Origin of the sequence: uncultured Stenotrophomonas sp. (genome assembly GCF_963519925.1) — a bacterium.
Classification (GTDB): Bacteria; Pseudomonadota; Gammaproteobacteria; order Xanthomonadales; family Xanthomonadaceae; genus Stenotrophomonas; species Stenotrophomonas maltophilia_AE.
In genome coordinates, this window is record NZ_CAUQPH010000006.1 from 1 (window position 1) to 26,910 (window position 26,910).

The following is a 26,910-nucleotide window of genomic DNA, read 5'->3' on the forward strand; positions in this document are numbered from 1 at the left end:
GCGTCGCCCCGGCCGCTCCGGATGCCGCCGCCGGTCCGGCAATGGTTGGCCCCGCGGCAGCGCGTCTGGCGCCGCCGCGCCCGATGCCGGGTCCGGGCATGGGTGATCGTCGTGAGGTGCGTGCAGAAGTCAACCGCATCATCGTCACCAGCCTGCAGGGCCAGGGCCTGAGCCCCGCCGACCAGCAGTACCTGGGCCAGCTGATCGCCCGGGAGACCGGCATGAGCCAGGCGGAAGCCGAAGCCCGTGTCACTGAAATCCAGACCCGCATGCGTGCGGCGCTGGAGGAAGCGAAGAACACCGCCAAGCAGGCGGCTGATGATGCCCGCAAGGCGACTGCCTACGCCGCGCTGTGGCTGTTCATCACGCTGCTGATCGGCGCCTTCGTGGCCAGCCTCACCGCCACCTGGGGCGGCCGTCGCCGCGACCTGTAAATCCATCGAGCAAGGAGAACGAACATGAAAATGCTGCTGCTGTGGGCACTGGGCGTGCCGATCCCGCTGTTGATCCTGTGGGCCATCTTTACCTGAGCATGATCCGCACGTAAGAACGAAGAAGGCCGCCTCCGGGCGGCCTTCTGCATTGCTGCCTGGCAGCCCCGCTTGACCCCGGGCAGGCAGCGCCCGAAGATCGGCACTGACCAACGGGATCAGGGATCGAGCATGGCCGGCATCATCGGGGATCTGCTGGAGGGCATTGCTGGATTCGTGACCGACGTGTGGCTGCTTCGCCGGCAGCGCAGCGCCAGGGGCCGTCCCGGAAACAGCTGGGGCGACGATGCCGCCGACGTCGTGGTGTTCAATGCATGGGCGATCGGGCTGTCGATTGCGGCCGTAGCGCTCGCATCGATCCTGTTCTTCGTGCTGAAGCTTCCGTCATGGATCAGCCTGGCCCCGGTACTGGCAGGTGGGATCTACCTCGGCTATCGATGGCTGGCCCTGGCGCGGGCGTGAGGCGCGGGCAGCGGACGCGCAGAGACCGTAGCGGACGCATACTATTGACCCACCTCAAGGGTCAGGACCAGCCATGTACGGATTGATCGGCAAGATGCTCGTCGCACCCGGCCAACGCGACGCGGTGATCGATATCCTTCTGCAGGGGACGGGATCCATGCCTGGCTGCCAGAACTACATCGTGGCCCGCGACCCCACCGACCAGAACGCAATCTGGATCACAGAGGTGTGGGACAGCGCGGAGCAGCACCGCGCCTCACTGGCATTGCCGGCAGTGCAGCAGGCCATTGCCCAGGCGCGGCCGCACATTACCGGCTTTGGCGAGCGCTTCGAAACCGAGCCGGTTGGTGGTTTTGGGTTGCCGGGTTCCTAGCGAGCAATAGACATGCGCTTCTCGAAATCCATCATGTTTCGCAACGCGGTGGTGGAGCATCTTCACCATTCCTTCCCTGGCCTTTTCGCGACCGGAGAAGCAGGCAAAGCGACGCCAGGGCGCGGGCATGGATCGGGCAGGCTTGGCTGGCCGGTATCTTTTCTGAGCGCGGCACAGTAGTTGTACGGGCGCGCCGGGGCAGGGCAGCTGATGCAATGCCGGGGCATCGGCCGTCCGGCCGCCGTCCTGGAGCTTTCCATGCGCATTCGTACCCTTTCCCCCTCCGCCGTGCTCGTTGCGGCTCTCGTCGCCGCCGGCGCGAGCAGTGCCGCACCGCCCGCCGCTACACCCGCCGCCCGTACCATGCCCGGGCCCGTCAACGCCGCATCCGCAGGGGTGACCCTGCAGGGCACGATCACCGCGCTGGATACCCGCACCCGTGCGGTCACCGTGACCGGTGCCGATGGGGGTGCGCTGGAATTCGTTGCCGGCGCCGACGTGCGCAATTTCAACCAGCTGAAGGTAGGCGACAAGGTCACCCTCGATTACACCGCCGCGGTGGCCCTGGACCTGCAACCGGCCGGCAGCGCGCCGGTGGGACTCACAAAGTCGCAGTCGCAGACCATCCCGACCCGGGGCGCCAAGCCGGGCGGCGCACGCTCGAGCACGCTCGAGCTGGTCACCGAGGTGGCAGCGGTGAATCCCACCGCCAACACCATCGCCCTGCGAGGCCCCAGCGGCAACACCCAGCTCATCGCGGTAGAACGCCCGGACCTGCGCGCCAAACTACCGAGCGTGAAGCGGGGCGATCTGGTCAAGATTTCCTACACCCAGGCGGTCGCGGTGGCGATTCGCCGCGACAGTCCGTAATCGCTACGCCGGACGAACGCTGACGGCGTGAACCAGCGCTTGTGCCCCGCCACGGAATGTGGCGGGGCCTGTTCGTGTGTTCGCGAATCCGGGCCGCGCAGGAGGCGGGTGGCGGTTACAGCGCCCCTTCGCTGCCGGAATACGTGACGCTCCACGGCTTTCCCTTCTGGTCGGTCATGCACGACCAAGGCGCATCAGCGCCGGGCACGCGCACCTTGACCAGAATCCCGGCTTCGGCCCCCAGCGCCTCGCTCACCGCAAGCTTCGCAGCGGGAACACGCGTCTTGGCGGCCACGGCTGCGAGGCAGGCCTTCTCTGCAGCGGGATGCGATTCGCGCCGCGTCGCTCCGGCCGGCGCCGCGCCCGGAGCGGCTGATGCGGTCGAGACCACCTTGCACACGCCATTGGCGCGGTTCTTCCCGGTGTAACTCACATCGCTGGAGCCATCCGGATTCCGACTCACCGAGACAGTGACGCCAAGTTTGGCATCCCTCGCTTCGTAGTAGTTTTCGTTGGATACCTTCAATGCGGCCTCCCGGCCGTTGATGAAGGCCGGCCCGCCCTCGTCCACGTGCAGCTCGATGTTGCCCGGGCAGGTGGCGTTGAGCTGCGGGATCTGCGCCTGCGCCTCGAAGGTGGCCAGGGAAGCAAATAGGGACACGGATACCAGCATTGCGTTCATCACCGAACTCCGTTGGCAGGGGCATGGTTGTCTGAAAGGGAATCGCTTACCGGACTGCAGTCATCCCAGCTTATCGGCCGCGACCGCATACGCAGTGTGTTGATCCAGCCACCCTCGTGTTCACGCTGATGGGACTGCCATTTACTCGCCCCCCCCTGGGCCGCCATGCAACGCTAACCGGCCGGCAGGCGCTGCTATGTCTGAGAGAGTCTCGGTCTCAGCCCGTACTACACGGGGGCAAGCCGTTTCCGACAATGCTTGGGCACGCTGTCGATCCATCGCGTATCTGCTCAATTCCAACTACCGCAGGCCTTACGACGATCAAGCGTGCTGGCACGCGGCGAAAAATCGGCCCACAAATACCAAATGGGACGCGTTCGCATCTACGATTGCCGCCGAACTTGAGGTTGGTCACATGAAACGAAGATATCCAATAGCCGCCACGCTTGTTGCGATTGCCATATCAGCCACCTTCGCCGGCATAGCCGCGCTTGCCCTCAGCAATGCCGAAGTAAAGGAGCTGGCTGAGAAATCACACGCGGACGCCGTCGTTGCACAGCATCCTCAGGACCGGCGCGAACCGGGTGGTGCAGCCACTCCATCGCAACGGATATCCCAGCGACAAGTTCAGTCGCGGCTGGACCCGGAGGTCTTCAACGCACTGAGCGAACGGACTTACTACATCTCACGCATGCAGGTACGGCCTAAGGGGGATGCATTGGACTATGTCCAGCCCCTGCTTCGACGTTCTCGAGAAGGCGACGCCTTGGCAAGCTTCAAGATCTATCTCGCTGTTGCCGATTGCAGGACGAAACTCTCAGGAGCAGCCAACAAGGGCGCCGCCGCAGGCATGACTGAAGCGCAGCACTTGACGCAGTTGCTGGCGGCAGACGAGTGCATCGCTCTCGCCAACGATCAGGAGGTGATGACTAGTAACTGGCTACCGTTGGCCGCGGAGCAAGGTTCAATCGAAGCCAAGCTGTACTACAGCCTGGATGTGAACTCTGTACTAGGTGATTCACGGCAAAGGCTCGCAGATCCTGAAGCGACCATCGCATGGAAGGAGAGGGCGATGGCCTACCTTCATGAGGTGGCGGGAACAGGAAACGTAGATGCAATGGCCGCCCTCTCCAATGCATATGAGCAGGGGATTCTCGTACCGAAAGATTCCGAGGTGTCCTACGCCTACACATTGGCAACCAACAGAATGATGCCAGACGAAAACCGTGAATATCTGATGCGATCAATGGAACAAGGGCTTTCGATCAAGCAACGGGAATCGGCCGTCGCCCTATCTCATCAGATCTATGATTCCTGTTGCAAGCCTTGAATGTAGGGTCAATATGATCAAAAGGAAGAAGATCGCAATTGGTGTGGCGGTCGTGACGATTGGTGTCGGAATGGCTGCGGCGAACGAGTTCATTGAGCCTCGCATATTTGGTCCTTTCCACTGTGACGCCTGCATGGTTGAGCCCATTATGCCCGGGCCGTCCACAGAGGCATTCCTGCAAAAATTGCGCGCCAATCTACTCGTGCAGCGTAATCAGACCTTCACTGGCGACAAGATTGCGGTTTGTAGTCGCGGATTCTGCACTACGTACACGATCACTGAAATGAATGGTTTTCATGGCGGTGGGACGCTTGATAACCGTTCACCGATCAATAGTGGCAGGCCCTCCGGTTCGAGCGTTCTGGGGGGAGGCTCCAATGCCGGGGGAGGATGGACAGGTTCCGTAACTACGGGAGCCCCGACTCCCGTTCCGATGGTGCCGTGCAATCTAGGAGGCGCCGTCCGCATGGTGCCGGCAGGGGGTGCGACTTCTAGCACAGCCTGCCGCGACTCTCTTCACAGTTCATCTACGTAACCCAACGCAAGCTACATGCGGGGTCATGGCTCCGGTAAAAATCCGCTCCAAGCCTGCAATATTTCCGACGTCCCAGACGAAAGGAGAAGTGGAATGAACATCTCGAAGAAGCATGTGGCAACAGCGCGTACCCTGGTCGTCGCACTCGTCGCAGGCTTGAGCCTCGCCGGTTGCGCCAGCTATAAGAACGAGTTTGCAACGATCAACTCGCGACTGGATTCACTGGATACCAAGGTGAACAGCGCGGCCCAGAGTGCAGACCAGGCCAACCAGTCCGCACAGCAGGCCAACCAGCGTCTGGATCAGATCGAAGGTCGCCTCCAGCGCCTCGAGTCGCAGCCGACCACCAAGCGTCAGCCGCGCGGCTGATCGCTGTTGGGCAATACGTAACACAATTTTGAAAACCGGGACCCGGTGGCCGTTCGTGGCCACCGGCTTCTTTGCTTGACCCGCAGTAGCTTCAAGGAATCCCCCATTACCATGTCCCTGCATTCTTCCTTCCGGCCTGTCTTTGGCGCCTTGGCGCTGGCCCTCTCACTGGCCTGTTCTGGTGCGGCTGTCGCCCAGGAAGAGCGATCCATCGAGGCGGATCACTCGTCAGAAGCGGTGGACATGCTGCCGACCGGGCAGGAAGTATCCCAAACGCTGATCGATCTGGCCGGTTGGATCAAAGCAAGCAACGACACCGTCGGTTATCCGTTTGCCGTCATCGACAAAGCGAATGCACAGATCCTGGTGTTCGACGGCAAAGGGAAGTTGCGCGGTGCAGCGCCCGCACTGTTTGGTTCGGACAAGGGCGACTATTCGGACCCCAGCGTCACCAAGTATGCGTTGAAGGATATCCCGCAGGGCCAGCGCACCACGCCGGCGGGTCGTTTCATCGGGGGGTATGGCCCCTCGCTGGATACCGGGCGCGTACTTTGGATGGACTTCGATACCGCGGTGTCCATCCATCCCACCGCGACTGGCGTCAAGTCCGAGCGCCGCCCCGAGCGACTGGCATCGCCTGCGCCGGATGACAACCGCATCACCAACGGCTGCATAAACGTCGACCCTGGTTTCTATGCCAAGGTGATCAAGCCGACCTTCGAAAAGGGCGGTCTGTTCTTCGTGCTGCCGGAGGTCATGGCCATGGCCGATGTCTTCCCGGATTTCGTTGAGAGCCAGTCCACCGCGCAGCACAAGGAAGGCAAACGCCCCCGGCGTGAACGCGCGGAAGCGCGGGACGGTGTCTCGCCGTAAAGGCGGGTGACAGGCAGCCGACGAATGTCGACTACCGCAGCAACTTCAGGAATGCATCGACGGCAGGCGCCTGCCAGGCGCCTTCGCGCCGGATGATGCTGAGCGGCCGCTGCAGTGCGAGCGCCCTTACCGGCAGCTTTACCAGCCGACCATCCTGCAATTCGCTGCTGACACTGATCGTTGGCAGCCACGCAAGGCCACCTCCGTGGATCGCCGCCTGCTTCAGCGCTTCGGTGTTGCCGAACTCGACGATGCTGCCGGTCTCCACGCCAAGCTGCTTCAGCAGGGTGGCAATCAACTCGCGCGTGCCCGAGCCGGGCTCCCGCATCAGCAGCGGTTCGCCGTCGATATCGGACGGCCTCATCCGTTTGCGCAGCGCCAGCGGGTGATCGGCGCCGACCACCGGGATCAGCTCATCGCGGCTGAAGGCGTCCACCGCCACGCCCTCCACCCGGATTGGACCTTCAACGAAGCCCAGGGTGAAGCGTAGATCGGCCACCCCCTGTGCCACCTGTTCGGTATTGCCCACGAACAGGGAAATGCCAATGCCGGGGAAGGCCCGCCGGAACCGGGCGATGTAGCGGGGCAGCACGTAGGTGCCGATGGTGTTGCTGGCGCCGATCGACAGCTGCCCGGCGCGCGCGTCGGCGAAGTCGCGCATGGCGGCCTGGGCGCTGTCGGCCACCGCGAACAGGCGCGCCGAATAACCGTGCAATACCTTCCCCGGGTCGGTCAGGCGCATGCCGCGCGGCTGCCGCTCGAACAGCAGTACGCCCAGCCGCGCTTCGAACGCCTTCAGCTCGCGCGACAACGCCGGTTGCGAAACATGCACGCGCAAAGCCGCCGCGGAAATACTACCGGTCTCGGCAATGGCATGGAAAATGGCCAGGTGATGGAGGTTCATCTGCAGGATTCGGCTCAGAGCTGCCCGCTAACGTACTGCACCAGGAGGCTGCTGGCAGCCACCGCCACCCAGACGCCAAGGCCGAGCGCGATAGGCCGGATACCCGCGGCCGCCATGCGGCGGAGGTTGGCCGACAGGCCGATGGCGGACAGCGCGAACACGATCAGCACCTCGGCCAGCCCCTGCAGCACCGGCAGCGCTGCGCTGGGCACCCAGCCGGCCGTGCGCAGCCCCGAGGCGACCAGGAACCACAGGATGAACCACGGGAAGAGGGCGCCCAACCTGAAACCTCCGCTGCCTGCATCCGTGACGCTGCGCCGCTTCGCCAGCGCGGCCATCACCAGAGCCAGGACGAGACAGATTGGAATGATCAGGGTGGAGCGGGTCAACTTGACGATGGTGGCGTAACCGCCGGCCAGGTCGCTGTAGGCATAGCCGGCGGCAACCACCGAGGACGTATCGTTGATGGCGGTGCCGGCCCACAGGCCAAAGCCCGTGTCGCTCATCTGCAGCAGGTGCCCCAGCAGCGGGAACAACAGCACCGCCACCACGTTGAACAGGAAGATGGTCGAAATGGCGAGCGCGGTATCGTGATCGTCCGGCTTCAGGATGGGCGTGACCGCGGCAATCGCGGAGCCGCCACAGATCGCCGTGCCGACGCCGATCAATAGGGTCAACTTGCCTTGCACGCGCAGCCAGCGGCCCAGCGCCCAGGCGCTGACGAAGGCCACGGTGATGGTGACCAGGGTGACCGACAGCGATTCCAGTCCGGTCCGGAGCACGTCAGCCAGGCTGAGGCCGAAGCCCAGGGCAATGATCGACCACTGCAATATCTGCCTGCTGCCGAAACGGATACCGGCGTCGAAGGCAGCGCCCGGCGCAAGCACGTGGCGGACGGCGATGCCCAGCACGATGCCGAACACCGGGGCACCGATCCGGGGCAGCAGGTGGCCGAGCAGTAGCGCCACGATGGCGAGAATGGCGGTCAGCAGCAGGCCATGGCCATGACGTCGGCCCCAGTCGGCGGGGAGGGCGAAGAATGCGGGCATTTCGATCGGCGCAGGAGAGACAGGTGCCCAGTCTGATCCCGCCCTCGATATGCATCCAATACAATTAATCTGGCTCAGCCATGCATGAAAGGCATGGCTCCCCCGGGCGTGGACACCGACGCACGCGCCACCAGCTGGTGCGCCAGCACATGGCTGCCTGCAGACTGCCCGGTGGCGCCGTTGCGCCGGATCTCGCGCAGCAGCAGGTCAATGGCGGTGTCGGCCATCTGTGCTACCGGCTGGTGGATGGTGGTCAGCTCCGGCCACACCATCGTCGATGCCGTGGTGTCATCGAAGCCCACCACGGACAGGTCGCTTGGCACCAGCAGTCCGCGCCGGTGTGCCACCGAGACCACGGCCGAGGCCATGTCGTCGTTGCTGGCGAAGATCGCGGTCGGGGGCCGGGGAAGGGCGAGCAGGCGTTCCGCCGCTTCCAGGCCGGAGCGGTAGGTGAAGTAGCCCGGCTGGACGTGGGTGTCGTCGTAGCCGATGCCAGCGGCGTCCAGCGCGTCGCGGTAGCCCTGCCAGCGGTGTGCGCTGGCGGTCTGGTTGGGATCGCCGGTGATGTAGCCGATGCGCGTATGTCCGTGCGCGACCAGGTGCTGCACCATCTCGAACGCTGCCAGGCGGTCGTCGATGCGGACGCAGGCAATGCGGTCGCTGAAATGCCCGGAGGCGATCGCCACCACCGGCACGCCGCTGTTGATGAACTCGGCCACGATGCGCTTTGACTCGCACAACGGCGGTGGCAGGATCACGCCCGCCACGCGGGTGGCCAGTTGCCGCGCCGCGTCGCGACGTGCCTGCGCGCCGAGCCCGTCCCAGGTGGCGATCAACAGCTGCGCTGCGGCCCGGGTGGAGCCGCGCAGTGCACCGACCAGCAGTTCGCGCAGGTAGCTGGCGCTGGGATTGGTGTAAATCAACGCGATGCAGGTGTGCTGCGCCGCCGCCAGCGCACTGGCGGCCAGGTTGGGGCGGTAGTCCAGCGCGGCCACGCTGCGCTGCACCCGCTCGCGGTTGCTTTCACGCACGCCGGCATGGCCATTGATCACGCGCGACACGGTCATCGGGGACACGCCGGCATGCGCGGCGACTTCATCGATGGTGACCGCGCTGCCCTTGCGGCGCACCGCTCTGGACATGTTCCTCAAGGATGGGACTCCTTTGCTGCGCTGCATGATGACAAGCGTGTGACCGGGTGATTAGTCTGCGCCGTGACGCGATGGTAGCGCTACCACTGAGCCGATGTAAGGCGCAGCGGCACCCCCCCCATTTACCGCGCGGCTGTTCCTGCAGGTCTGAAACGAGTTTGAGTCGCAGCGCTCCTGAAAAGCGCGTTGCGATATTCGGTGTGGAAGACGGGCCTCGCCCGTGCGTGCCCCCAGGAGGGGCGGTACATCCATTCGATCGTATGTCAGAGGGGAGAGTCATGAGCGCTTGTGCTTTCCGTCGTACCCCAGACCTGAGGGCTCATCCATGAGCCGCAGGCTGGCGAAACTTACTTCCCGGGCCATGTTCACCTTCGTCGGTGGCGTCCTGGTCATCAATCCCGCCTTCGCACAGGACGCCGCGTCGCCGGCACCTGCCGCGCAGCAGCAGTCCGCGTCTACACCGACCCAGCTGGACACGGTGCAGGTTACCGGCATCCGCAACAGCCTCAGCCAGGCGATGGACATCAAGCGCGACTCCGCCGGCGTGGTGGACGCGATCAGTGCCGAGGACATCGGCAAGTTCCCCGATACCAACCTGGCCGAATCGCTGCAGCGCATCACCGGTATCTCCATCGAGCGCCGTGATGGTGAAGGTGCGCAGGTTACCGCCCGTGGCTTCGGCCCGCAGTTCAACATGGTGACCCTCAACGGCCGCCAGATGCCCGGTGCGGACGCGTTCGGCGCGGCGGGGCAGGTCGCCATCGGCGGTGTTGACGGCGGCACCCGTGCGTTCAACTTCGCACAGCTGGCGGCCGAAGCGGTCAATGGCATCGAGGTCTTCAAGACCAGCCAGGCCAACGTGCCCAGCGGCGGTATCGGCGCCACCATCAACATCCTCACCGGACGTCCGTTCGACCATGAGGGCACCGTTGCCAGCGCCGGGGCCAAGATCGTCTCCGACCAGAGCCAGCCGTTCGACAACGACCTGACCCCTGAACTTTCCGGCATCTTCAGCTACACCAACCCGGACAAGACCTGGGGCGTGGGCGTCAGCGCGAGCTACCAGAAGCGCAAGGGTGGCTCGGTGCAGGCCACCAACAACTACTGGAACATCCAGCCGTGGACCGGGACCATGCCCGGCAACCCGACGGTGACCAACGCCCCGGCCATCGGCGCGCTGTATGGGCGCCCGAACGACCTGCGCTACGCCTTCGCCGATTTCGAGCGCGAGCGCATCAATGGCCAGGCGGTGCTGCAGTTCGCACCGACCGACGCGGTGACCCTGACCCTGGACTACACCTACTCGACCAACGAGATCGAAGAGAATCGTGGCGAGCAGGGCATGTGGCTGCAGAACAGCAACTACACCGATGTGGTCTTCGACACCAGCGGTGCGGTGGCTACGCCGATCTACATCCGTGAGATCGCCGGCACCAAGGACTTCGGGCTTGAACAGCAGCGCAGCATGCAGAAGTACAAGCTGGGTTCGCTCGGCTTCAATGCCACCTGGAACATCACCGACCGCTTCAAACTGAGCTTCGACGGCCACGACTCGAAGAACGAGAGCCGGCCGAACGATCCGCTCACCGGCGGCGGCTCCATCTTCTCCAGTATCGCCGGCACCAACAACTGCACCAGCGGCCCGCAGTGCGGTGGCACGTACGTGCAGGAAATGGTCTGGAACAACGGCCTGCCGGTGGGCACCCAGGTCTGGTACCCGACCGCTGCCGATGCGATCGCCAAGACCAACGGCGTGGTCAACGGCGGGTTCGTGCCGGGCGAGATCGGCTCGCAGGTGCTGCGCATCAATTCGCAGACCCAGATCAGCGAGATCAAGCAGGGTCGCATCGACGGTGAGTGGGCCTTCGACGCGGGCCGCTTCCAGTTCGGCGTAGACTCCAGCAAGCAGACCACCCACCGCATCCAGGCTGCGGAGAATTACAACACCCTGGGCGACTGGGGCGTGGCCAATGTCAACGGGGACGTTGCCAACGGCCTGATGGACCTGCTGCAGCCGGTGAACATCGTCGGCATGTTCGACGACTTCAACGTCAACAGCTTCAGCGCCTGGCGTGGCGACGCAGGTCGGCTGGCGCAGTGGGCGGGACAGTACTACGGCGCCAACCTCGGCGTCAGCCCGCAGAATGCCGCCGACAACCGGGTCGAAGAGAAGACCAATTCGGCCTATATCCAGGTCGAGCTGGACGGCGACCTGGGCGGCCACCGCACCAATACGCGCCTGGGCGTCCGCTACGAAACCACCGACGTGGTGTCGACCTCGATCATCGCCATTCCGGAAGGCATCCAGTGGCAGGCCAACAATGACTTCCGCGTGCTGTTGTCCAACGAGCAGCAGCCCTTCACCGAGAAGACCAGTTACAGCTACATCCTGCCGAACCTGGACTTCAGCATCGACCTGCTGGATGACCTGAAGGGCCGCGTGTCGTTCGGCAAGAGCATCGCCCGCGCACCGATCGGCAACCTGTATGCCGGTCCAACCGCACAGCAGCCGTTCGGCTCGGTGCTGATCGATCCGTCTTCGCGGGCCAGCGGCACGGCGCAGAACCCGGCCCTGAAACCGCTGGAATCGGACAACCTGGACCTGGCGCTGGAATGGTACTTCGCCGATGCCAGCTACGTGTCGGTGACCTACTGGAACAAGCGGGTCAGCAACTTCATCGGCAACACCATCGTGCAGGAAAACCTGTACGGTCTGCGCGACCCGTCCTCGGGGCCGGACGCGCAGGCGGCGCTGGGGTTCCTGACCAGTGGGGCGTGTATCGCACAGGTGGGTCCGGCCAACGCGGCGGCCTGCTCGGCCAACGACACCTCGCTGTTCACCGCGCTGGCGCTGCTGCGCAACAACCCCGCCGGGCTGGGCGCCTACAACGGCACCGACGCGCAGGTACTGGCCACCGAAGCGGCCTACGACCTGGTAGGCGAGGCGGACGACCCGCTGTACCAGTTCAACGTCAACCGCCCGATCAACCAGAACGAATCCAAGCTGCACGGCTGGGAACTGGGCGGGCAGTACTTCTTCGGCGACACCGGCTTCGGCGTGCTGGCCAACTACACCATCGTCAATGGCGACGTGGGCTACAACGACGCCGGCGACCCGAACGTCGACCAGTTCTCGCTCACCGGCCTCAGCGATACCGCCAACGCCATGCTGATGTACGAAAAGTACGGCTGGTCGGTCCGCCTGGCCTGGAACTGGCGCGACCAGTACCTGATCCTGGCCAACCAGGGTTCCAGCCGAAACCCGTACTATGTGGAAGAGTACGACCAGTGGGATCTCAGCGTGGGCTACACGCTGAATGACAACTGGTCGTTCAGCCTGGAAGCGATCAACTTGACCGGTGAGGACGTGCGTTGGCGTTCGCGCACGTCGCAGATGATGGTGAAGCTGGCCGACCAGGATCCGCGTTACATGCTTGGCGTTCGTTACAGGTTCTGAACAGGCCACGGGTGCCGCTGTTCCGGCGGCGGCACCCGTGCAGGCTCCTGCTGGGATTGGACTACACATGCCGCGTTACGAAATGCTCAACAACATCGCCCACCGGGAGCTGCGGGTAGCGACCGGGTTCGGGCCGGAATATGGCGACGCGGTCGGCATGGTGCCGGCCTACCCGAGCGAGTACGCCGAACTGCAGCGCGAATACCCGATCTTCCTGCGCAGGGACGCCGCCAGCGGGGAATGGCAGTCGGTGGCCTTGCTGGGGTTCGAGCAGCACGAAAACCTGTACCTGCAGGAGGGCCGCTGGAACGCCTCCTACCTGCCCGGTGCAGCGGCCAAAGGGCCGTTCCTGATCGGGTTCCAGGAGAATCGCATCGATGGCGAGCTCACCCGGGAGGCGGTCCTGCACGTGGATCTCGACCATCCGCGCGTGGGTACGTCGCAGGGTGAGCCGGTGTTCCTGCCGCAGGGTGGCAATACGGCGTACCTGGACCACATTGCCAACGTGCTGCGCGGCATCCACGACGGCCATGCGTTTGGCGCCGACATGTTTGCCATGCTCGACGCGAAGGGACTGATTCAACCGGTCACGCTCGACGTGCAGATCGACCCGCAGAACAGGGTAGGGGTGAACGGCCTGCACGCGATCGACCGCGACCGGCTGGCCCAGCTGGACGGTGCCGCGTTGGCGGAACTCAACCGAGCCGGCTACCTGGAAGGGGCGTACCTGATGCTGGCGTCGCTGCACAACATGCGGCGGCTGATTGCCGAAAAGCAGCGTCGCCTGCGCTCACAGGACGCCGCCGTGGCGGCGGGCAGGAACTGACCGATGCCGGATGGCGTTGCCATGCGCACCCTGGAGGGCCTGCAGCCCGACGCGCTGCCGCTGGAGGCATTGGTTGCCGCTGGCGAGCCGGTGGTGCTGCGTGGCATCGCGCGTGACTGGGCGCTGGTACGGGCGGGGTTGCGCTCCACCCACGAGGCGCTGGCGTACCTGCGCGGTTTCGATGCGGGCGTGCCGGTGCAGTACTCCTTCGGCGGCCCCGAGATCGAGGGGCGCCCGTTCTACAACGACGATTTCACCCGGTTGAATTTCGAGGTGCGGCGCGGACTCCTGACCCAGGTGCTGGATGAGATCGCCGACACCCTCGATGCGCCGAAGCCGCCCACCTACTACGTGGCCTCGCTGCTGATCGAACGTGCGCTGCCCGGGTTCGCACAGGCCAACGATGCCGGACTGGCCGGGCTGGGCATCGACGCGTCGGCCAGCATCTGGATCGGCAACCGGGTCACCGCCTCCTGCCATTACGACACCCCGGACAACCTGGCCTGCTGCGCGGTGGGCCGGCGCCGGTTCACCCTGTTTCCGCCGGAGCAGATCGAGAACCTCTATCCCGGCCCGCTGGAACCGACCCCGGGCGGGCAGGTGGTCAGCGTGGTGGACTTCGACCATCCGGACTTCGACCGCCATCCCCGGTTCCGTGACGCGCTGGCGAGCGCGCAGACCGCCGTGCTGGACCCGGGCGACGCGATCTTCATTCCCAGCATGTGGTGGCACCACGTGCGCAGCCTCGAACCGTTCAACGTGCTGGTGAACTACTGGTGGCGCAGCGTGCCGGGCTTCCTGTCTTCGCCGCTGCCGGCGCTGCAGCATGCGATGTGGGCGCTGCGCGATCTGCCGCCGCGCCAGAAGCAGGCCTGGGCAAAGATCTTCGAGTATTACGTATTCGGTCCCGGTGAGCGCGCAGGGCAGCACCTGCCCGACGCTGCCCGGGGTGAGCTTGCACCGTTCGATGAGACGCAGGCGCGGCGCACGCGCGCGCAGCTGCTCAGCCGACTCAACCGCTGATGGGGGCATCGCTTTGAACGCTGCGAACACGACCGAAGGACGGATCCGCAAGGTAGTCATCGCCGGCGGCGGCACCGCAGGCTGGCTGGCCGGCTGCGCGTTGTCGCACCAGTTCCGCGAGCAGCTGGACATCACCCTGGTGGAGTCCGAGCAGATCGGCACCGTCGGCGTCGGCGAATCCACCGTGCCGCCGATCCGCACCTTCCACCGCTTCCTGCAGATCGATGAGCAGGAGTTCCTGCAGGCCGTGGCCGGCACCTTCAAGCTCTCGATCTCGTTCGAGAACTGGCGCCGCCCCGGCGAGCGCTTCATCCATCCGTTCGGCACCATCGGGCAGGGCACCTGGGCCACCCCGTTCCATCACTTCTGGCTGGACAGCCTGCGCCGCGGCATGCCCTCGGACCTGGGCGACTTCTGCCTGGAAAGCGTGGCCTCGCGCGGCGACCGGTTCTCGCTGCAGACCCAACCGCAAGTCAACTACGCCTATCACTTCGACGCCGGGCTGTACGCGAAATTCCTGCGCCGCCGTGCCGAAGCGCAGGGCCTGCGCCGGGTGGAAGGCAAGATCCGCGAGGTGCGGCAGCACGCCCACGACGGTTCCGTTGCGGCGCTGGTGCTGGAAGACGGGCAGGTGATCGAGGGCGACCTGTTCATCGACTGCACCGGCTTCCGCGGCCTGTTGACCGAGCAGACCCTGCACAGCGGTTACGAGGACTGGAACCAGTGGCTGCCCAGCGACCGTGCCGTTGCGGTGCAGACCGAGTCGGTCAACCCGCCGGTGCCATATACCCGTGCCATCGCGCACGAGGCCGGATGGCGCTGGCACATCGCGCTGCAGCACCGGGTGGGCTGTGGGCTGGTGTTCTCCAGCCGCCACCTGTCCGATGACGAAGCGCAGGCCAAGCTGCTTCGGGATGTCGAGGGTCCGCCGCTGCGCGATCCGTGGCTGGTGCCGTTCCGCAGTGGACGCCGCTTGAAGGCGTGGAACAGGAACGTCGTGGCGCTCGGCCTGGCCAGCGGCTTCATCGAACCGCTGGAATCGACCAGCATCCACCTCACCATCAGCGCCGTGGTGCGGCTGATCCAGCTGTTCCCGTTCGACGGGATCACCCCGGCCCTGACCGCGCTGTACAACGATGTCAGCCGCCAGGAAATGGAGCACGTGCGTGACTTCATTATCCTGCATTACCACGCCACCCAGCGCGACGAGCCGATGTGGAAAGCCTGCCGCGAGATGGAGCTGCCCGAATCGCTGGCGCTTCGGCTGCGTGCCTGGCGCGAACGCGCACACGCCTGGCAGGACCCCGGCGAACTGTTCCGCGTCGATTCCTGGACCAGCGTGCTGATGGGGCAGGGCATCCAGCCGGGTCCGCCGCACCCACTGGCGCGCGCGCTCGGCGATGCCGATCTGCGCACGCTGCTGGCGCGGATCCAGCAACCGGTGCAGCAGGCGGTTGCGACGATGCCATCGCAGGCGGATTTCATCGAGCGCTACTGCAAGGCACCGGCAGAGGTCTGGCCACGGAGCCTGGCCACCGCCTAGCGTGGCCGTGTTCTGCTGCAGGAAATTGGTAGCGCTACCTTTCTGGAATACATGGGGAATATTGGATGGATCTGGTTGCTGGAATCGATGCAGGTACGCAGAGCCTGAAAGTGCTGGTCTACGACCCGGCCAAGCGCAGCGTGGTGGCCAGCGCCAGTGCCCCGCTTGAACTGGACAGCGCCGCCGACGGCAGCCGCGAGCAGCGCCCGGCCGACTGGGTGGCTGCACTGCACACCTGCTTCGCGGCCATCGCCCCTTCGGTGCGCGCGCGCATCTCCGCGTTGGCCGTGTCGGGCCAGCAGCACGGCTTCGTGCCCCTCGATGCCGCAGGGGAGGTGCTGGCACCGGCCAAACTGTGGTGCGACACCAGCACCTCGGCCGAGTGCATCCAGATCATGGACGCGGCGGGCGGCACCGGAAAGACGATCGCCCTGGCCGGCAACCCGATCCTGACCGGTTACACCGCGTCCAAGCTTCCGTGGACGAAGACCCACCGGCCGGACGCGTACGCACGCCTGGCCACCATCCTGCTGCCGCACGACTACCTCAACTTCGTGCTCACCGGCGAGCGCTTCTGCGAACATGGCGATGCCTCAGGCACCGGTTGGCTGGACGTGCGCACCCGCACCTGGTCGCCGGAGCTGCTGCGCGCGACCGATCCGGACCGCAACCTGGCGGAGTGCCTGCCGCCCATCGCGCCGCCCGACGCCCTGTTCGACATCGTCCCCGCCGCCGCAAAAGCATTTGGACTGCCTGCCACCGCGAAGGTGGCCGTGGGCGGTGGCGACAACATGATGGCCGCCATCGGCACCGGCTGCGTGGCGCCCGGCCGCCTGGCGATGAGCCTCGGCACCTCGGGCACGCTGTTCGCGTACTCCGACACGCCGGTGGTCGACCCCGACGGCGCGTGGGCCGCGTTCTGCTCGTCCACCGGCGGCTGGCTGCCGTTGATCTGCACCATGAACTGCACCGTGGTCACCGAGCAGGTGGCCGACGCGTTCGGTTTCAGCACCCGCTTTGGCGACGGACACCTGCGCGCCACCGCACCCGGCGCCGACGGCCTGGTGATGCTGCCGTTCCTCAATGGCGAGCGAACCCCGGACCTGCCGCATGGCAAGGGCGTGCTGGCCGGGCTGGACACCACCAACATGACCCCGGCGCACTTCTACCGTGCGGCGATGGAAGGGGCTACCTACAGCCTGAAGTACGGCTACGACGCCTTCGTGCGTGCCGGCATGCGGTTCGAACGCATCGTGCTTACCGGCGGCGGCAGCAACAGCGCGCAGTGGCGGCAACTGGTGGCCGATGTGTTCGGCCTGCCGGTGGACGTACCGACCCAGCCCGAAGGCGCTGCGTTCGGCGCCGCGCTGCAGGCGCTGTGGGCGCTGGGCAAGGCGCGCGGGGACGCGGACTCGATCGCCGACATCACCGAGCGCCACGTTGCGCTCGACCCGCAGCTGTCCGCACGCCCGGATGCCTCGCGGGGCGCCGCCTACGCCGCCGCCTACGACCGTTTCCTGCGCCACCTTGATGCCATCACGCCGCTGCAGCGCGGCTGATCCCGCTTTTTTCGCGACACCTCGCACAACGAAAGGAACCGCAGCATGAGCACCCAGCCCTTCATCGGCGCCACCGAATACTTCCCCGGCATCGGCCGCATTCCCTTCGAAGGCCGCGGGTCGGACAACCCGCTTGCGTTCAAGGTGTACGACGCCAACAAGGTCATCGGTGGCAAGACCATGCAGGAGCACCTGCGCTTCGCGGTCTGCTACTGGCATACCTTCTGCAACGCCGGGCATGATCCGTTCGGCCCGGGCACCCGCCACTTCCCGTGGGAGGCCGGCACGCCGATGGCCAGCGCCGAAGCCAAGGTCGACGCCGCGTTCGAGTTCTTCACCAAGCTGGGCGTGCCGTACTGGTGCTTCCATGACATCGACCTGGCGCCGGACGCCGACGATGTCGGCGAGTATGAGAAGAACCTCAAGCACATGGTCGGCCTGGCCAAGGAGCGCCAGGACGCCACCGGGATGAAGCTGCTGTGGGGCACCGCCAACCTGTTCTCGCACCCGCGCTACATGAACGGTGCCTCGACCAACCCGGACTTCGCCGTGGTGGCACGTGCCGCGGTACAGGTGAAGGCGGCGCTGGAAGCGACGGTGGAGCTGGGCGGCGAACACTACGTGTTCTGGGGTGGCCGCGAAGGCTACGCCTCGTTGGTGAACACGCAGATGAAGCGCGAGGTCGACCACTTCGCACGCTTCCTCACCATGGCGCGCGATTACGGCCGCAGCATCGGCCTGAAGGGCAATTTCCTGATCGAGCCCAAGCCGATGGAGCCGATGAAGCACCAGTATGACTTCGACAGCGCCACCGTGGCCGGCTTCCTGAAGGAACACGGCCTGCACAAGGACTTCAAGCTCAACATCGAAGCCAACCACGCCACGTTGTCCGGCCACACCTTCGAACACGACCTGCAGGTCGCCTCGGACCACGGCCTGCTGGGCAGCATCGACGCCAACCGCGGCAATGCACAGAACGGCTGGGACACCGACCAGTTCCCGACCGACCTGTACGACACCGTCGGCGCGATGCTGGTGGTGCTGCGCCAGGGCGGGCTGGAAGGCGGCCTGAACTTCGACGCCAAGGTGCGGCGCGAGTCGACCGACATGGAAGATCTGTTCGTTGCCCATATCGGCGGCATGGACGCCTTTGCCCGCGGGCTGGAAGTTGCGCATGGGCTGCTCAACGACTCGCCGTGGGAGCAGTGGCGCGCCGAGCGCTACGCCAGCTTCGACAGCGGCGCCGGCAAGGACTTCGAACATGGCAAGCTCAGCCTGGCGGACCTGGCCGCACTGGGGGCGAAGGGCGGTGAGCCCAAGCAGATCAGCGGCAAGCAGGAACGCTACGAAAACCTGATCAATACCTACCTGCTGCGCTGATCGCGGCAACAAGGAAGAGCGCCATGACCCACCACACCCTCCCGCGTCGTACCCCCGTCCTGATGGTCGCGATCGTCTTGGCGCTGGTTGCCTGCAAAGGCGACGACAAGGTCGCCGCCACGGCGGCGCCCGCAGCCACTGCCGAGGCCACCCCGTGGCCGTCGGTGAGCTGGCCGCTGGCCGAAGACCCCGCCCTGGAAAAACGCATCACCGAGCTGATGGCGGGCATGACGGTGGAGGAGAAGGTGGGCCAGCTGATCCAGGGCGACATCGCCAGCACCACCCCCGAGGATGTCCGGAAGTACCGGCTGGGGTCGATCCTGGCCGGCGGCAACTCCGACCCCGGCGGCCGCTACGACGCCTCGCCCGCGGAGTGGCTGGCGCTGGCCGATGCCTTCTACGCGGCCTCGATGGATACCGCGCAGGGCGGCAAGGCGATCCCGGTGTTGTTTGGCATCGATGCGGTGCACGGGCAGAGCAACATCGTCGGCGCCACCCTGTTCCCGCACAACATCGGGCTGGGCGCGGCGCGCAATCCGGAGCTGGTGCGCCGCATCGGCGAGATCACCGCGCTGGAAACCCGGGCCACCGGCATGGAATGGGCGTTCGCGCCCACCGTGGCGGTGCCGCAGGACGACCGCTGGGGACGTACCTATGAGGGCTACTCCGAATCGCCCGAGGTCGTAGCGAGCTACGCCGGCAAGGTGGTCGAAGGATTGCAGGGCAAGGTCGGTTCGCCGGAATTCCTCGACGGACGCCATGTCATCGCCTCGGTGAAGCACTTCCTCGGCGACGGCGGCACCACCGACGGCAAGGACCAGGGCGACACGAAAATCAGCGAAGCCGAACTGGTACGCATCCATGCCGCCGGCTACCCGCCGGCGACCGCCGCCGGCGCGCAGACCGTGATGGCCTCATTCAACAGCGTCAACGGCGAGAAGATGCATGGCAACAAGCCGTACCTGACCGATGCACTGAAGGGCCGGATGAACTTCGGCGGCTTCGTGGTCGGCGACTGGAACGGCCACGGCCAGGTCAAGGGCTGCACCACCACCGATTGCCCGGCGACCATCAATGCCGGGCTGGACATGCCGATGGCCTCGGACAGCTGGAAGGGCATGTACGAAACCACGCTGGCTGCGGTGAAGGCCGGCACCATTTCGCAGGAACGCCTGGACGACGCCGTGCGCCGGATCCTCAAGGTAAAGATGCGACTGGGCCTGTTCGAGGCCGGCAAGCCGTCCGCGCGTGCGGTGGGTGGCCAGTTCGCCCTGATCGGCGCGCCGGAACATCGCGACGTGGCCCGCCAGGCCGTGCGCGAATCGCTGGTGCTGCTGAAGAACCAGGGCGGGGTACTGCCGCTGGCGCCGAAGCAGCGCATCCTGGTCGCCGGTGACGGCGCCAACGATGTCGGCAAGCAGGCCGGTGGCTGGACCCTGAACTGGCAGGGCACGGGCACCACCCGCAAGGACTTCCCGAACGCGGACACGATTTTCGAGGGCATCGCCCAGCAGGTCAGGGCGGCGGGGGGGCAGGCCGAGTTCGCAGTGGATGGCGCCTGGAAGGCCAAGCCGGATGTCGCCGTGGTGGTGTTTGGCGAGAACCCGTATGCCGAGTTCCAGGGCGACCTGGCAACACTGGCGTACAAGCCGGGCGACGAGACCGACCTTGCGCTGATCAGGAAACTCAAGGCAGAAGGCATTCCGGTGGTCGCGGTCTTCCTGAGCGGTCGCCCGCTGTGGGTCAACCGGGAGATCAACGCTGCCGATGCCTTCGTTGCCGCATGGCTGCCGGGCTCGGAAGGCGCTGGCGTGGCCGACGTGCTGCTGCGCAGGCCGGACGGTGCCGTGCAGAACGACTTCAAGGGCAAACTGAGCTTCAGCTGGCCGCGCACCGCGGTGCAGTACGCCAACAACGTGGGGCAGAAGGACTACGATCCGCAGTTCGCGTTCGGCCATGGGCTGACCTACGCCGACAAGGGCGACCTGGCCGCGCTGCCTGAAGTCTCGGGGGTGACCGGTAACGAGGGCGCGGCGGGCGTGTTCTTCGCCCGCGGCGACGCCGGCGCCGGCATGGCGCTGCGGCTGGAAACCGCCACCGGGCAGGGCGTGACCGTCACCAAGGTGCCGGAGGGCCTGGACGGCGACCTGCTCAAGGTCACCGGGGTGGACCATCTGGTGCAGGAAGACGGCCGTCGTTTTGCCTGGTCGGGAACGGGTGAGGCGGTCGCCGCCCTGCAATCGCACACCGCCCTTGACCTGCAGCGCGAGAGCAACGGCGACCTGATGCTGGTCACCACGCTGCGAGTGGACGCCGCACCCAAGGGCGATGCCTGGCTGGCGGTGGGCTGTGGCACCGGCTGCACGGCGCGGGTGGCGATCGGCCCGACCTTGGCGAAGCTCCCGGTGGGGCAGTGGACGCGGGTGGGCGTGCCCTTGAAGTGCCTGGCCGGTGCCGGCGCGCAGGTGGGCACGCTGGATCGCCCGTGGTCGCTGGTGACCGCGTCGGCCATGACCGTCTCGATGTCGCGCGTCGCGCTGGGCGCTTTGAACGAAGCGGACGTCACCGTCGCCTGCGCGGGCGCCGGCGCATGACGCTGCGGCGCGCCCTACCGACCCTTGGGCGGGCGCGCCACCGAGTCGCGCATCACCAGCCGGTGCGGCAGCACGTGGTCGGTCAACGGGCGCGCTTCGTCGTTGCGGTGGCGGATGGTACGCAGCAGGATATCGATGGCCGCATCGGCCATCGCCGCAATCGGCTGGTGGATGGTGCTCAGCTCCGGCCACACCGTGGTGGCGGCCGAGGTGTCATCGAAGCCGACCACCGAAAGGTCGCGTGGTACATCCAGTCCCCGCCGGTGCGCGACCGAAATGGCGGCAGCGCCCATGTCGTCGTTGCTGGCGAAGATGGCGGTCGGCGGCCGCGCGTGCGCGAGCAGCAGCTCTGCCGCGCCCAGCCCGGAGCGGTAGGTGTAGTTGCCACGCTGGACCAGTTCGGGATCCACCTCAAGGCCCGCCTCCTGCAGCGCGACGACAAAGCCGTCGTAACGGCGTGCGCTGGCGCTGAGGTCATCGCGACCACAGATGAAGCCGATGCGCGTGTGCCCGTGTTGGATCAGGTGCTCGGCCATTTCCTTTCCGGCGTGGAAGTCGTCGATGCGCACGCAGGAAATACCGTCCCCCTGGCGACCGGACGCGATCGCCACCACCGGGATGCGCGCCTTCACCAGCTCGCCCACGGCGGCGGCGGATTCGCACAGCGGCGGTGGCAGGATCACGCCATCGACCCGGCTGGCGAGGCTGCGCGCGGCCTTGCGCTCGGCCTCGGCATCCATGTTCTCCCAGTAGTCGATGGTCAGCTGCACCGGTGCGTTGGACGCCACGCGCAGCAGGCCTACCAGCAGCTCACTCAGGTACGCACCGCTGGGGTTGGCATAGATCAGCGCGATGCGGGTGTGCTGCGCGGCGGCCAGCGCACTGGCCGCGACGTTGGGCGTGTAGCCCAGCTTGCGCACCGCGCGCATCACGCGGTCGCGGGTCTCTTCGCGCACATTGCCCTGGTTGACTGCCCGCGACACGGTCATCGGCGAAACGCCTGCCAGCGCCGCCACCTCGTCGATCGTCACGCCACTGGTTTTGCGGCGGACCGATTTCTTCGGCTTGTCCAATACGCGTTTCCTTTCGTTTTCGCAACGCTACCGTGCGGCGGGCAGGGGAGATGATGCAGCGACCAAGGCACGTCTCCAGCTTACCCGGTTTACTGCCGAAAACGCCGCATCGTGCCGCTGTCGAACGGTGTCATTGGATGTCGAGCGCTGTCATCGCCTTGCTGCTTTTTGTAGGCAGCGCACGCGCCGAAGACGGTCATTCGCTGTGGATGCGCTATGTACCGGTCGAGCCCGTGCTCGCCGCCACGTACCGCGCGCAGTTGAGCGATATCGTCGCGCCCGACGCGACGCCGACGCAGCGCGCTGCGCGCGCGGAACTGGAGCGCGGGCTGGCCGGTCTGCTGGGCAAGTCGCCGCGGATGCATGCCGATGCAAGCCGGTATTCCGTGATCCTGGGAACGCCGCGGTCGTCCAACGTAATCGCAGCGCTGCACGGCGAGATCGATGCGCTGGGGCAGGATGGCTATGTGCTGAAGCGCGTGCAGCACGACGGACGCAGCGTGCTGGTGGTGGCAGGGCAGCGTGACATCGGCGTTCTCTACGGTGTCTTCCACCTGCTGCGCCTGCTCCAGACCGGGGCCGCGCTGGACAGGCTGGACGTGCACGAATCACCGCCCGTGCCGCTGCGGGTACTCGACCATTGGGACAACCTGGACGGCCATGTCGAACGCGGCTATGCGGGTCGCTCGCTGTGGGACTGGCAGAGCCTGCCGGAATGGAAAGACCCGCGTTACACCGATTACGCGCGCGCCAATGCTTCGCTGGGCATCAACGGCACCGTACTCAACAACGTCAATGCCAGCGCCTGGAGCCTGGCGCCTGCGTACATCGAGAAAGCGGCGGCGCTGGCGGAGGTGTTTCGTCCCTATGGCGTCCGCGTTTACCTGAGCGCGCGCTTCAGTGCCCCGATCGAGCTCGGTGGTCTGAAGACCGCGGATCCGCTGGATCCGGCGGTGCAACGCTGGTGGCGCGACAAGGTTGCCGACATCTACGCCCGTATTCCCGATTTCGGCGGCTTCCTGGTCAAGGCCAACTCGGAAGGACAGCCGGGTCCGCAGGGTTACGGGCGCTCGCATGCCGACGGCGCCAACCTGCTGGCGGACGCGCTGGCGCCGCACGGCGGCGTGGTGATGTGGCGGGCCTTCGTCTATGCCCACGACGTGCCTGCCGACCGCGCCACCCAGGCGTATACCGAGTTCGCCGGACTGGACGGTGCGTTTCGTCCGAATGTGATCGTGCAGGTCAAGAACGGGCCGATCGATTTCCAGCCGCGCGAACCCTTCCACCCACTGTTCGGGGCGATGCCGCGCACCCCGCTGATGCTGGAATTTCAGCTCACCAAGGAGTACCTCGGCTTCGCCACGCACCTGGTGTACCTGGGGCCGTTGTTCGAGGAAGTGTTGCGCGCCGACACCCGCCGGCGCGGTACGGGACCGACCGTCGCCGAGACCCTGGCCGGCATCGCCGGGGTGGCCAACATCGGCAACGACCGCACCTGGACGGGCTCGCACTTCGACCAGGCCAACTGGTACGCCTTCGGGCGCCTGGCCTGGAATCCGCAGGCCTCGGCGCGCGATATCGCAGCGGACTGGGCGGCGATGACGTTCTCGCCGGACCCGGCCGTGGTGCAGCCCATCGTCGGCATGATGATGGGCTCGCGCGAGGCGGCGGTGAACTACATGACCCCGCTCGGCCTGCACCACGTGATGGCGCGCGGCCACCATTACGGGCCCGGGCCCTGGGTGGACGGTGGTCCGCGTGCGGACTGGACCTCGGTGTACTACCACCGCGCCGACCGTAACGGCATCGGCTTCGACCGCACCGCAAGCGGCAGCAACGCCGTCGCCCAATATGCCCCGGACGTGGCCGCCACCTATGCCGACCCCGCGAAGGTTCCAGAGCCCCTGCTGCTGTGGTTCCACCATGTCCCCTGGGACCACCGCATGGCGTCCGGGCGCACCCTCTGGGACGAGCTGGTCAGCCGCTATTCCCTGGGCGTCCGCCAGGTCCAGGCCATGCAGGCCACCTGGGCCACCCTCGCACCGCCGCCCGCCAACGCGGACGCACCGGCATCCGCAACGGAACCCGCACCCGTAACGGAACGCGCACACGTAACGGAACCCGTACCCGTAGCGCGGGGCTCAGCCCCGCTTGCCGGCAGCATCGACCCCCAACGACACGCCCAGGTAGCCGCCTACCTGCAGATCCAACTACGCGAAGCCCAATGGTGGCGCGACGCCAGCGTCGCCTATTTCCAATCGATCAGCGGCCGGCCCTTGCCCCCGGGCGAACCCGCACCGCCGCACCCGCTGGCGTACTACGAGGCACTGCAGTTCCCTTCCGCACCAGGAGACGGGCGATGAAAAGCTCACGCTGGGCAGTGGCCGCCGTGTTGCTGGGAATGGTCACGCCATCACTGGCCCAGGAATCGGCGCAGACACTCCTGCACCCGCTGTTCCGGGACCACGCCGTTCTGCAGCGCGGCCAGCCGATACCGATCTGGGGCGATGCCGATCCGGGCGCGGCAGTAGCCGTCACCTTCGCTGGCCACACCGTCACCGCTCGCGCAGCGGCCGACGGGCACTGGCGCGCCACGCTTCCCGCCACCGCAGCGGGAGGGCCTTATTCACTCACCGTGCGCGCAGGCCAGGTCACCCAGGTCGCCCGTGACCTGCTGATCGGCGACGTGTGGCTGTGCTCCGGCCAATCGAACATGGAGCTCCCGGTGCGGCGCGCGCTCGACGCGGACAGCGAGATCAGCTCGGCCACGCACCCGGACGTCCGCCTGTTCACCGTGCCCAAGGCCGCGGCGGTCACGCCGCAACAAGGCTTCGCCGGCCCCGTTTCATGGCAACCCGCATCACCGGACAGCGTGCGCGACTTCTCCGCCGCCTGTTTTTACTTCGCGCGCGAGCTGAGAAAGACCGTCAACGTGCCGATGGGCCTCATCCAGTCGGCGTGGGGCGGCTCGCGGATAGAGGCCTGGACCAGCGCCGATGCGCTGCGCGCGCAGGGCGGCATGGACGAGGCGCTGGATGTCCTCGCACTGCATGCCCACGATACTGCCGCGGCAAACGCACACTGGGGCCAGATCTGGCAGCAGTGGTGGTCGCAGCGCGAGGGTGCCACGCCCGGCGATGCGCCCTGGCAGCCCAACGCCAGCCACGCCGGGTGGCACGCGGCACCGGCCCCGCTGGGCGCGTGGGAGCGCTGGGGCGTGCCGGCGCTGTCCAGTTACAACGGCATGGTCTGGTACCGCAGCCAGGTCACGCTGACCGCCGCGCAGGCAGCACAGCCGGCCACGCTGGAACTCGGGCCGGTGGATGAAACCGACGTGACCTGGGTGAATGGCGCCGCGGTGGGCAGCCAGTACGCCCCCGGCGAAGCACGCCGGTACCGGCTTGCTGCCGGTGCATTGAAGGCGGGCACCAACCAGGTGGTGATCAACGTGCTCGACACGTACGGCGACGGCGGGCTGGCGGGTCCGTCGAGCGCCCACGCCGTGCGCCTCGATGATGGCACCCGCGTGGTCTTGGACGCCGCTTGGCAGTACCGGATGGCGCCCGGCGCGCAGGCACCGCCGCCCGCGCCGTGGCAGGCGGCCACCGGCCTGTCCACGCTGTACAACGGCATGATCGCGCCACTGGGCACGTTCGGCCTGCGCGGCATCCTGTGGTACCAGGGCGAATCCAACACCGGCGACGGTGCTGCCTACGCCGGCCGACTGCGCAGCCTGCGCGCGGATTGGCGCACGCGGTTCGGCACCGATCTGCCGCTGCTGATCGTGCAGCTGGCTGGCTATGGAAGGCCGCCCGCATCGCCTGTCGAGAGCGGCTGGGCACAGCTGCGCGAGGCGCAACGGCAGGTGGCGGCGGACGATCCGCACAGCGGCCTGGCGGTCACCATCGACATCGGCGACGCCTACGACATCCATCCGCCCAACAAGCAGGAACTCGGCCGACGCCTGGCAACGTTGGCGCGCCATGTGGTGTACGCAGAGCGCGCAGGCGCCGCGTCCGGCCCGGTGCCGCGCAGCGTGTCGCGCACCCCGGACGGGCTGCGGATCCACTTCGACGACGTCACCGGGCGCCTGGCCACCACCGGCGCGAAGGGACCGATCGGATTCGAGCTGTGTGATGCGGACGTGCGGCAATGCCGGTATGCGGACGCCGTGTTGGACGGGCACGATGTCGTGTTGCGATCCGATCGCGTGGCGCCGGAAAGCAGTCCGCACCACGGCAGCGCACGCGTGCGCTACTGCTGGGCTGATGGCCCGGTCTGCACGCTTGGCGACAGCAGCGGCCTGCCGGCGGGGCCGTTCGAACTCACGCTGGAAGAAGCAGGGAGGCCCTGATGCGCGTGTTGC

Annotated in this window: 19 protein-coding genes and 2 pseudogenes; 16 read left to right on the plus strand and 5 right to left on the minus strand. The window is 66.4% G+C overall.

From position 1 onward, the window contains the following. The 4 genes and pseudogenes from RWO33_RS02300 to RWO33_RS02315 all read left to right on the plus strand — a co-directional run. Positions 1-434: pseudogene (locus tag RWO33_RS02300) on the plus strand (hypothetical protein); the annotation flags it as partial. 228 nt (positions 435-662) lie between these two features. Next, positions 663-953, plus strand: a complete 291-nt coding sequence (locus RWO33_RS02305) for a hypothetical protein (RefSeq protein ID WP_314101660.1) — start codon at positions 663-665, stop codon at positions 951-953. A gap of 73 nt (positions 954-1,026) precedes the next feature. Continuing rightward, a complete protein-coding gene (locus tag RWO33_RS02310; RefSeq protein WP_314101661.1) occupies positions 1,027-1,326 on the plus strand; it encodes a putative quinol monooxygenase in 300 nt (99 codons plus the stop codon). 258 nt (positions 1,327-1,584) lie between these two features. After that, on the plus strand, positions 1,585-2,196 hold the full coding sequence (locus tag RWO33_RS02315) for a hypothetical protein (RefSeq protein ID WP_314101662.1): 612 nt from the start codon (positions 1,585-1,587) through the stop codon (positions 2,194-2,196). A gap of 115 nt (positions 2,197-2,311) precedes the next feature. Here the strand turns inward: RWO33_RS02315 and RWO33_RS02320 are convergent, their stop codons facing one another. Then, on the minus strand, positions 2,312-2,878 hold the full coding sequence (locus RWO33_RS02320) for a hypothetical protein (RefSeq protein ID WP_314101663.1): 567 nt from the start codon (positions 2,876-2,878) through the stop codon (positions 2,312-2,314). Between the two features lie 415 nt (positions 2,879-3,293). On the opposite strand from RWO33_RS02320, the gene RWO33_RS02325 reads away from it, so the two are divergent. The 3 genes from RWO33_RS02325 to RWO33_RS02335 all read left to right on the plus strand — a co-directional run bounded on the left by RWO33_RS02325 (position 3,294) and on the right by RWO33_RS02335 (position 5,985). After that, a complete protein-coding gene (locus RWO33_RS02325; RefSeq protein WP_314101664.1) occupies positions 3,294-4,208 on the plus strand; it encodes a hypothetical protein in 915 nt (304 codons plus the stop codon). Between the two features lie 628 nt (positions 4,209-4,836). Continuing rightward, on the plus strand, positions 4,837-5,112 hold the full coding sequence (locus tag RWO33_RS02330) for an alanine-zipper protein (protein ID WP_314101665.1): 276 nt from the start codon (positions 4,837-4,839) through the stop codon (positions 5,110-5,112). A 156-nt stretch (positions 5,113-5,268) separates the two neighbouring features. Then, positions 5,269-5,985, plus strand: a complete 717-nt coding sequence (locus RWO33_RS02335; RefSeq protein ID WP_314101724.1) for a hypothetical protein — start codon at positions 5,269-5,271, stop codon at positions 5,983-5,985. Positions 5,986-6,016: 31 nt separating this feature from the next. Here the strand turns inward: RWO33_RS02335 and RWO33_RS02340 are convergent, their stop codons facing one another. The 3 genes from RWO33_RS02340 to RWO33_RS02350 form a co-directional block, all read right to left on the minus strand. Next, a complete protein-coding gene (locus RWO33_RS02340) occupies positions 6,017-6,889 on the minus strand; it encodes a LysR family transcriptional regulator (RefSeq protein ID WP_314101666.1) in 873 nt (290 codons plus the stop codon). 14 nt (positions 6,890-6,903) lie between these two features. Next, on the minus strand, positions 6,904-7,938 hold the full coding sequence (locus RWO33_RS02345) for a putative sulfate exporter family transporter (protein ID WP_314101667.1): 1,035 nt from the start codon (positions 7,936-7,938) through the stop codon (positions 6,904-6,906). Between the two features lie 74 nt (positions 7,939-8,012). Then, on the minus strand, positions 8,013-9,080 hold the full coding sequence (locus RWO33_RS02350) for a LacI family DNA-binding transcriptional regulator (RefSeq protein WP_314101726.1): 1,068 nt from the start codon (positions 9,078-9,080) through the stop codon (positions 8,013-8,015). A gap of 334 nt (positions 9,081-9,414) precedes the next feature. Here RWO33_RS02350 and RWO33_RS02355 point away from each other — a divergent pair, with 334 nt between their 5' ends. The 7 genes and pseudogenes from RWO33_RS02355 to RWO33_RS02385 form a co-directional block, all read left to right on the plus strand. Then, a complete protein-coding gene (locus RWO33_RS02355; RefSeq protein ID WP_314101669.1) occupies positions 9,415-12,546 on the plus strand; it encodes a TonB-dependent receptor in 3,132 nt (1,043 codons plus the stop codon). Positions 12,547-12,613: 67 nt separating this feature from the next. Beyond that, positions 12,614-13,372 (plus strand): SapC family protein, encoded by a 759-nt coding sequence (locus tag RWO33_RS02360; protein ID WP_186308812.1) that lies wholly within the window; start codon positions 12,614-12,616, stop codon positions 13,370-13,372. A 3-nt stretch (positions 13,373-13,375) separates the two neighbouring features. Beyond that, entirely contained in the window at positions 13,376-14,395 is a 1,020-nt protein-coding gene (locus RWO33_RS02365; RefSeq protein ID WP_314101672.1) for a cupin-like domain-containing protein, read from the plus strand. 13 nt (positions 14,396-14,408) lie between these two features. Continuing rightward, complete coding sequence (locus RWO33_RS02370) at positions 14,409-15,938, plus strand: tryptophan halogenase family protein (protein WP_314101674.1); 1,530 nt, start codon at positions 14,409-14,411, stop codon at positions 15,936-15,938. A gap of 65 nt (positions 15,939-16,003) precedes the next feature. After that, positions 16,004-17,497 (plus strand): xylulokinase, encoded by a 1,494-nt coding sequence (gene xylB / locus RWO33_RS02375; RefSeq protein WP_314101675.1) that lies wholly within the window; start codon positions 16,004-16,006, stop codon positions 17,495-17,497. A gap of 45 nt (positions 17,498-17,542) precedes the next feature. Further along, entirely contained in the window at positions 17,543-18,877 is a 1,335-nt protein-coding gene (gene xylA, locus RWO33_RS02380) for a xylose isomerase (RefSeq protein ID WP_145477556.1), read from the plus strand. Between the two features lie 155 nt (positions 18,878-19,032). Then, positions 19,033-21,471, plus strand: a pseudogene (locus RWO33_RS02385) (exo 1,3/1,4-beta-D-glucan glucohydrolase); the annotation flags it as partial. Between the two features lie 14 nt (positions 21,472-21,485). On the opposite strand, the gene RWO33_RS02390 reads toward RWO33_RS02385, so the two are convergent. Next, entirely contained in the window at positions 21,486-22,544 is a 1,059-nt protein-coding gene (locus RWO33_RS02390) for a LacI family DNA-binding transcriptional regulator (protein WP_145477558.1), read from the minus strand. A 137-nt stretch (positions 22,545-22,681) separates the two neighbouring features. Here RWO33_RS02390 and RWO33_RS02395 point away from each other — a divergent pair, with 137 nt between their 5' ends. Next, entirely contained in the window at positions 22,682-24,907 is a 2,226-nt protein-coding gene (locus RWO33_RS02395) for an alpha-glucuronidase family glycosyl hydrolase (protein ID WP_314101676.1), read from the plus strand. Further along, entirely contained in the window at positions 24,904-26,898 is a 1,995-nt protein-coding gene (locus RWO33_RS02400) for a sialate O-acetylesterase (protein ID WP_314101677.1), read from the plus strand. The genes RWO33_RS02395 and RWO33_RS02400 overlap by 4 nt, the downstream gene beginning before the upstream one ends. Positions 26,899-26,910 lie beyond the last annotated feature (12 nt).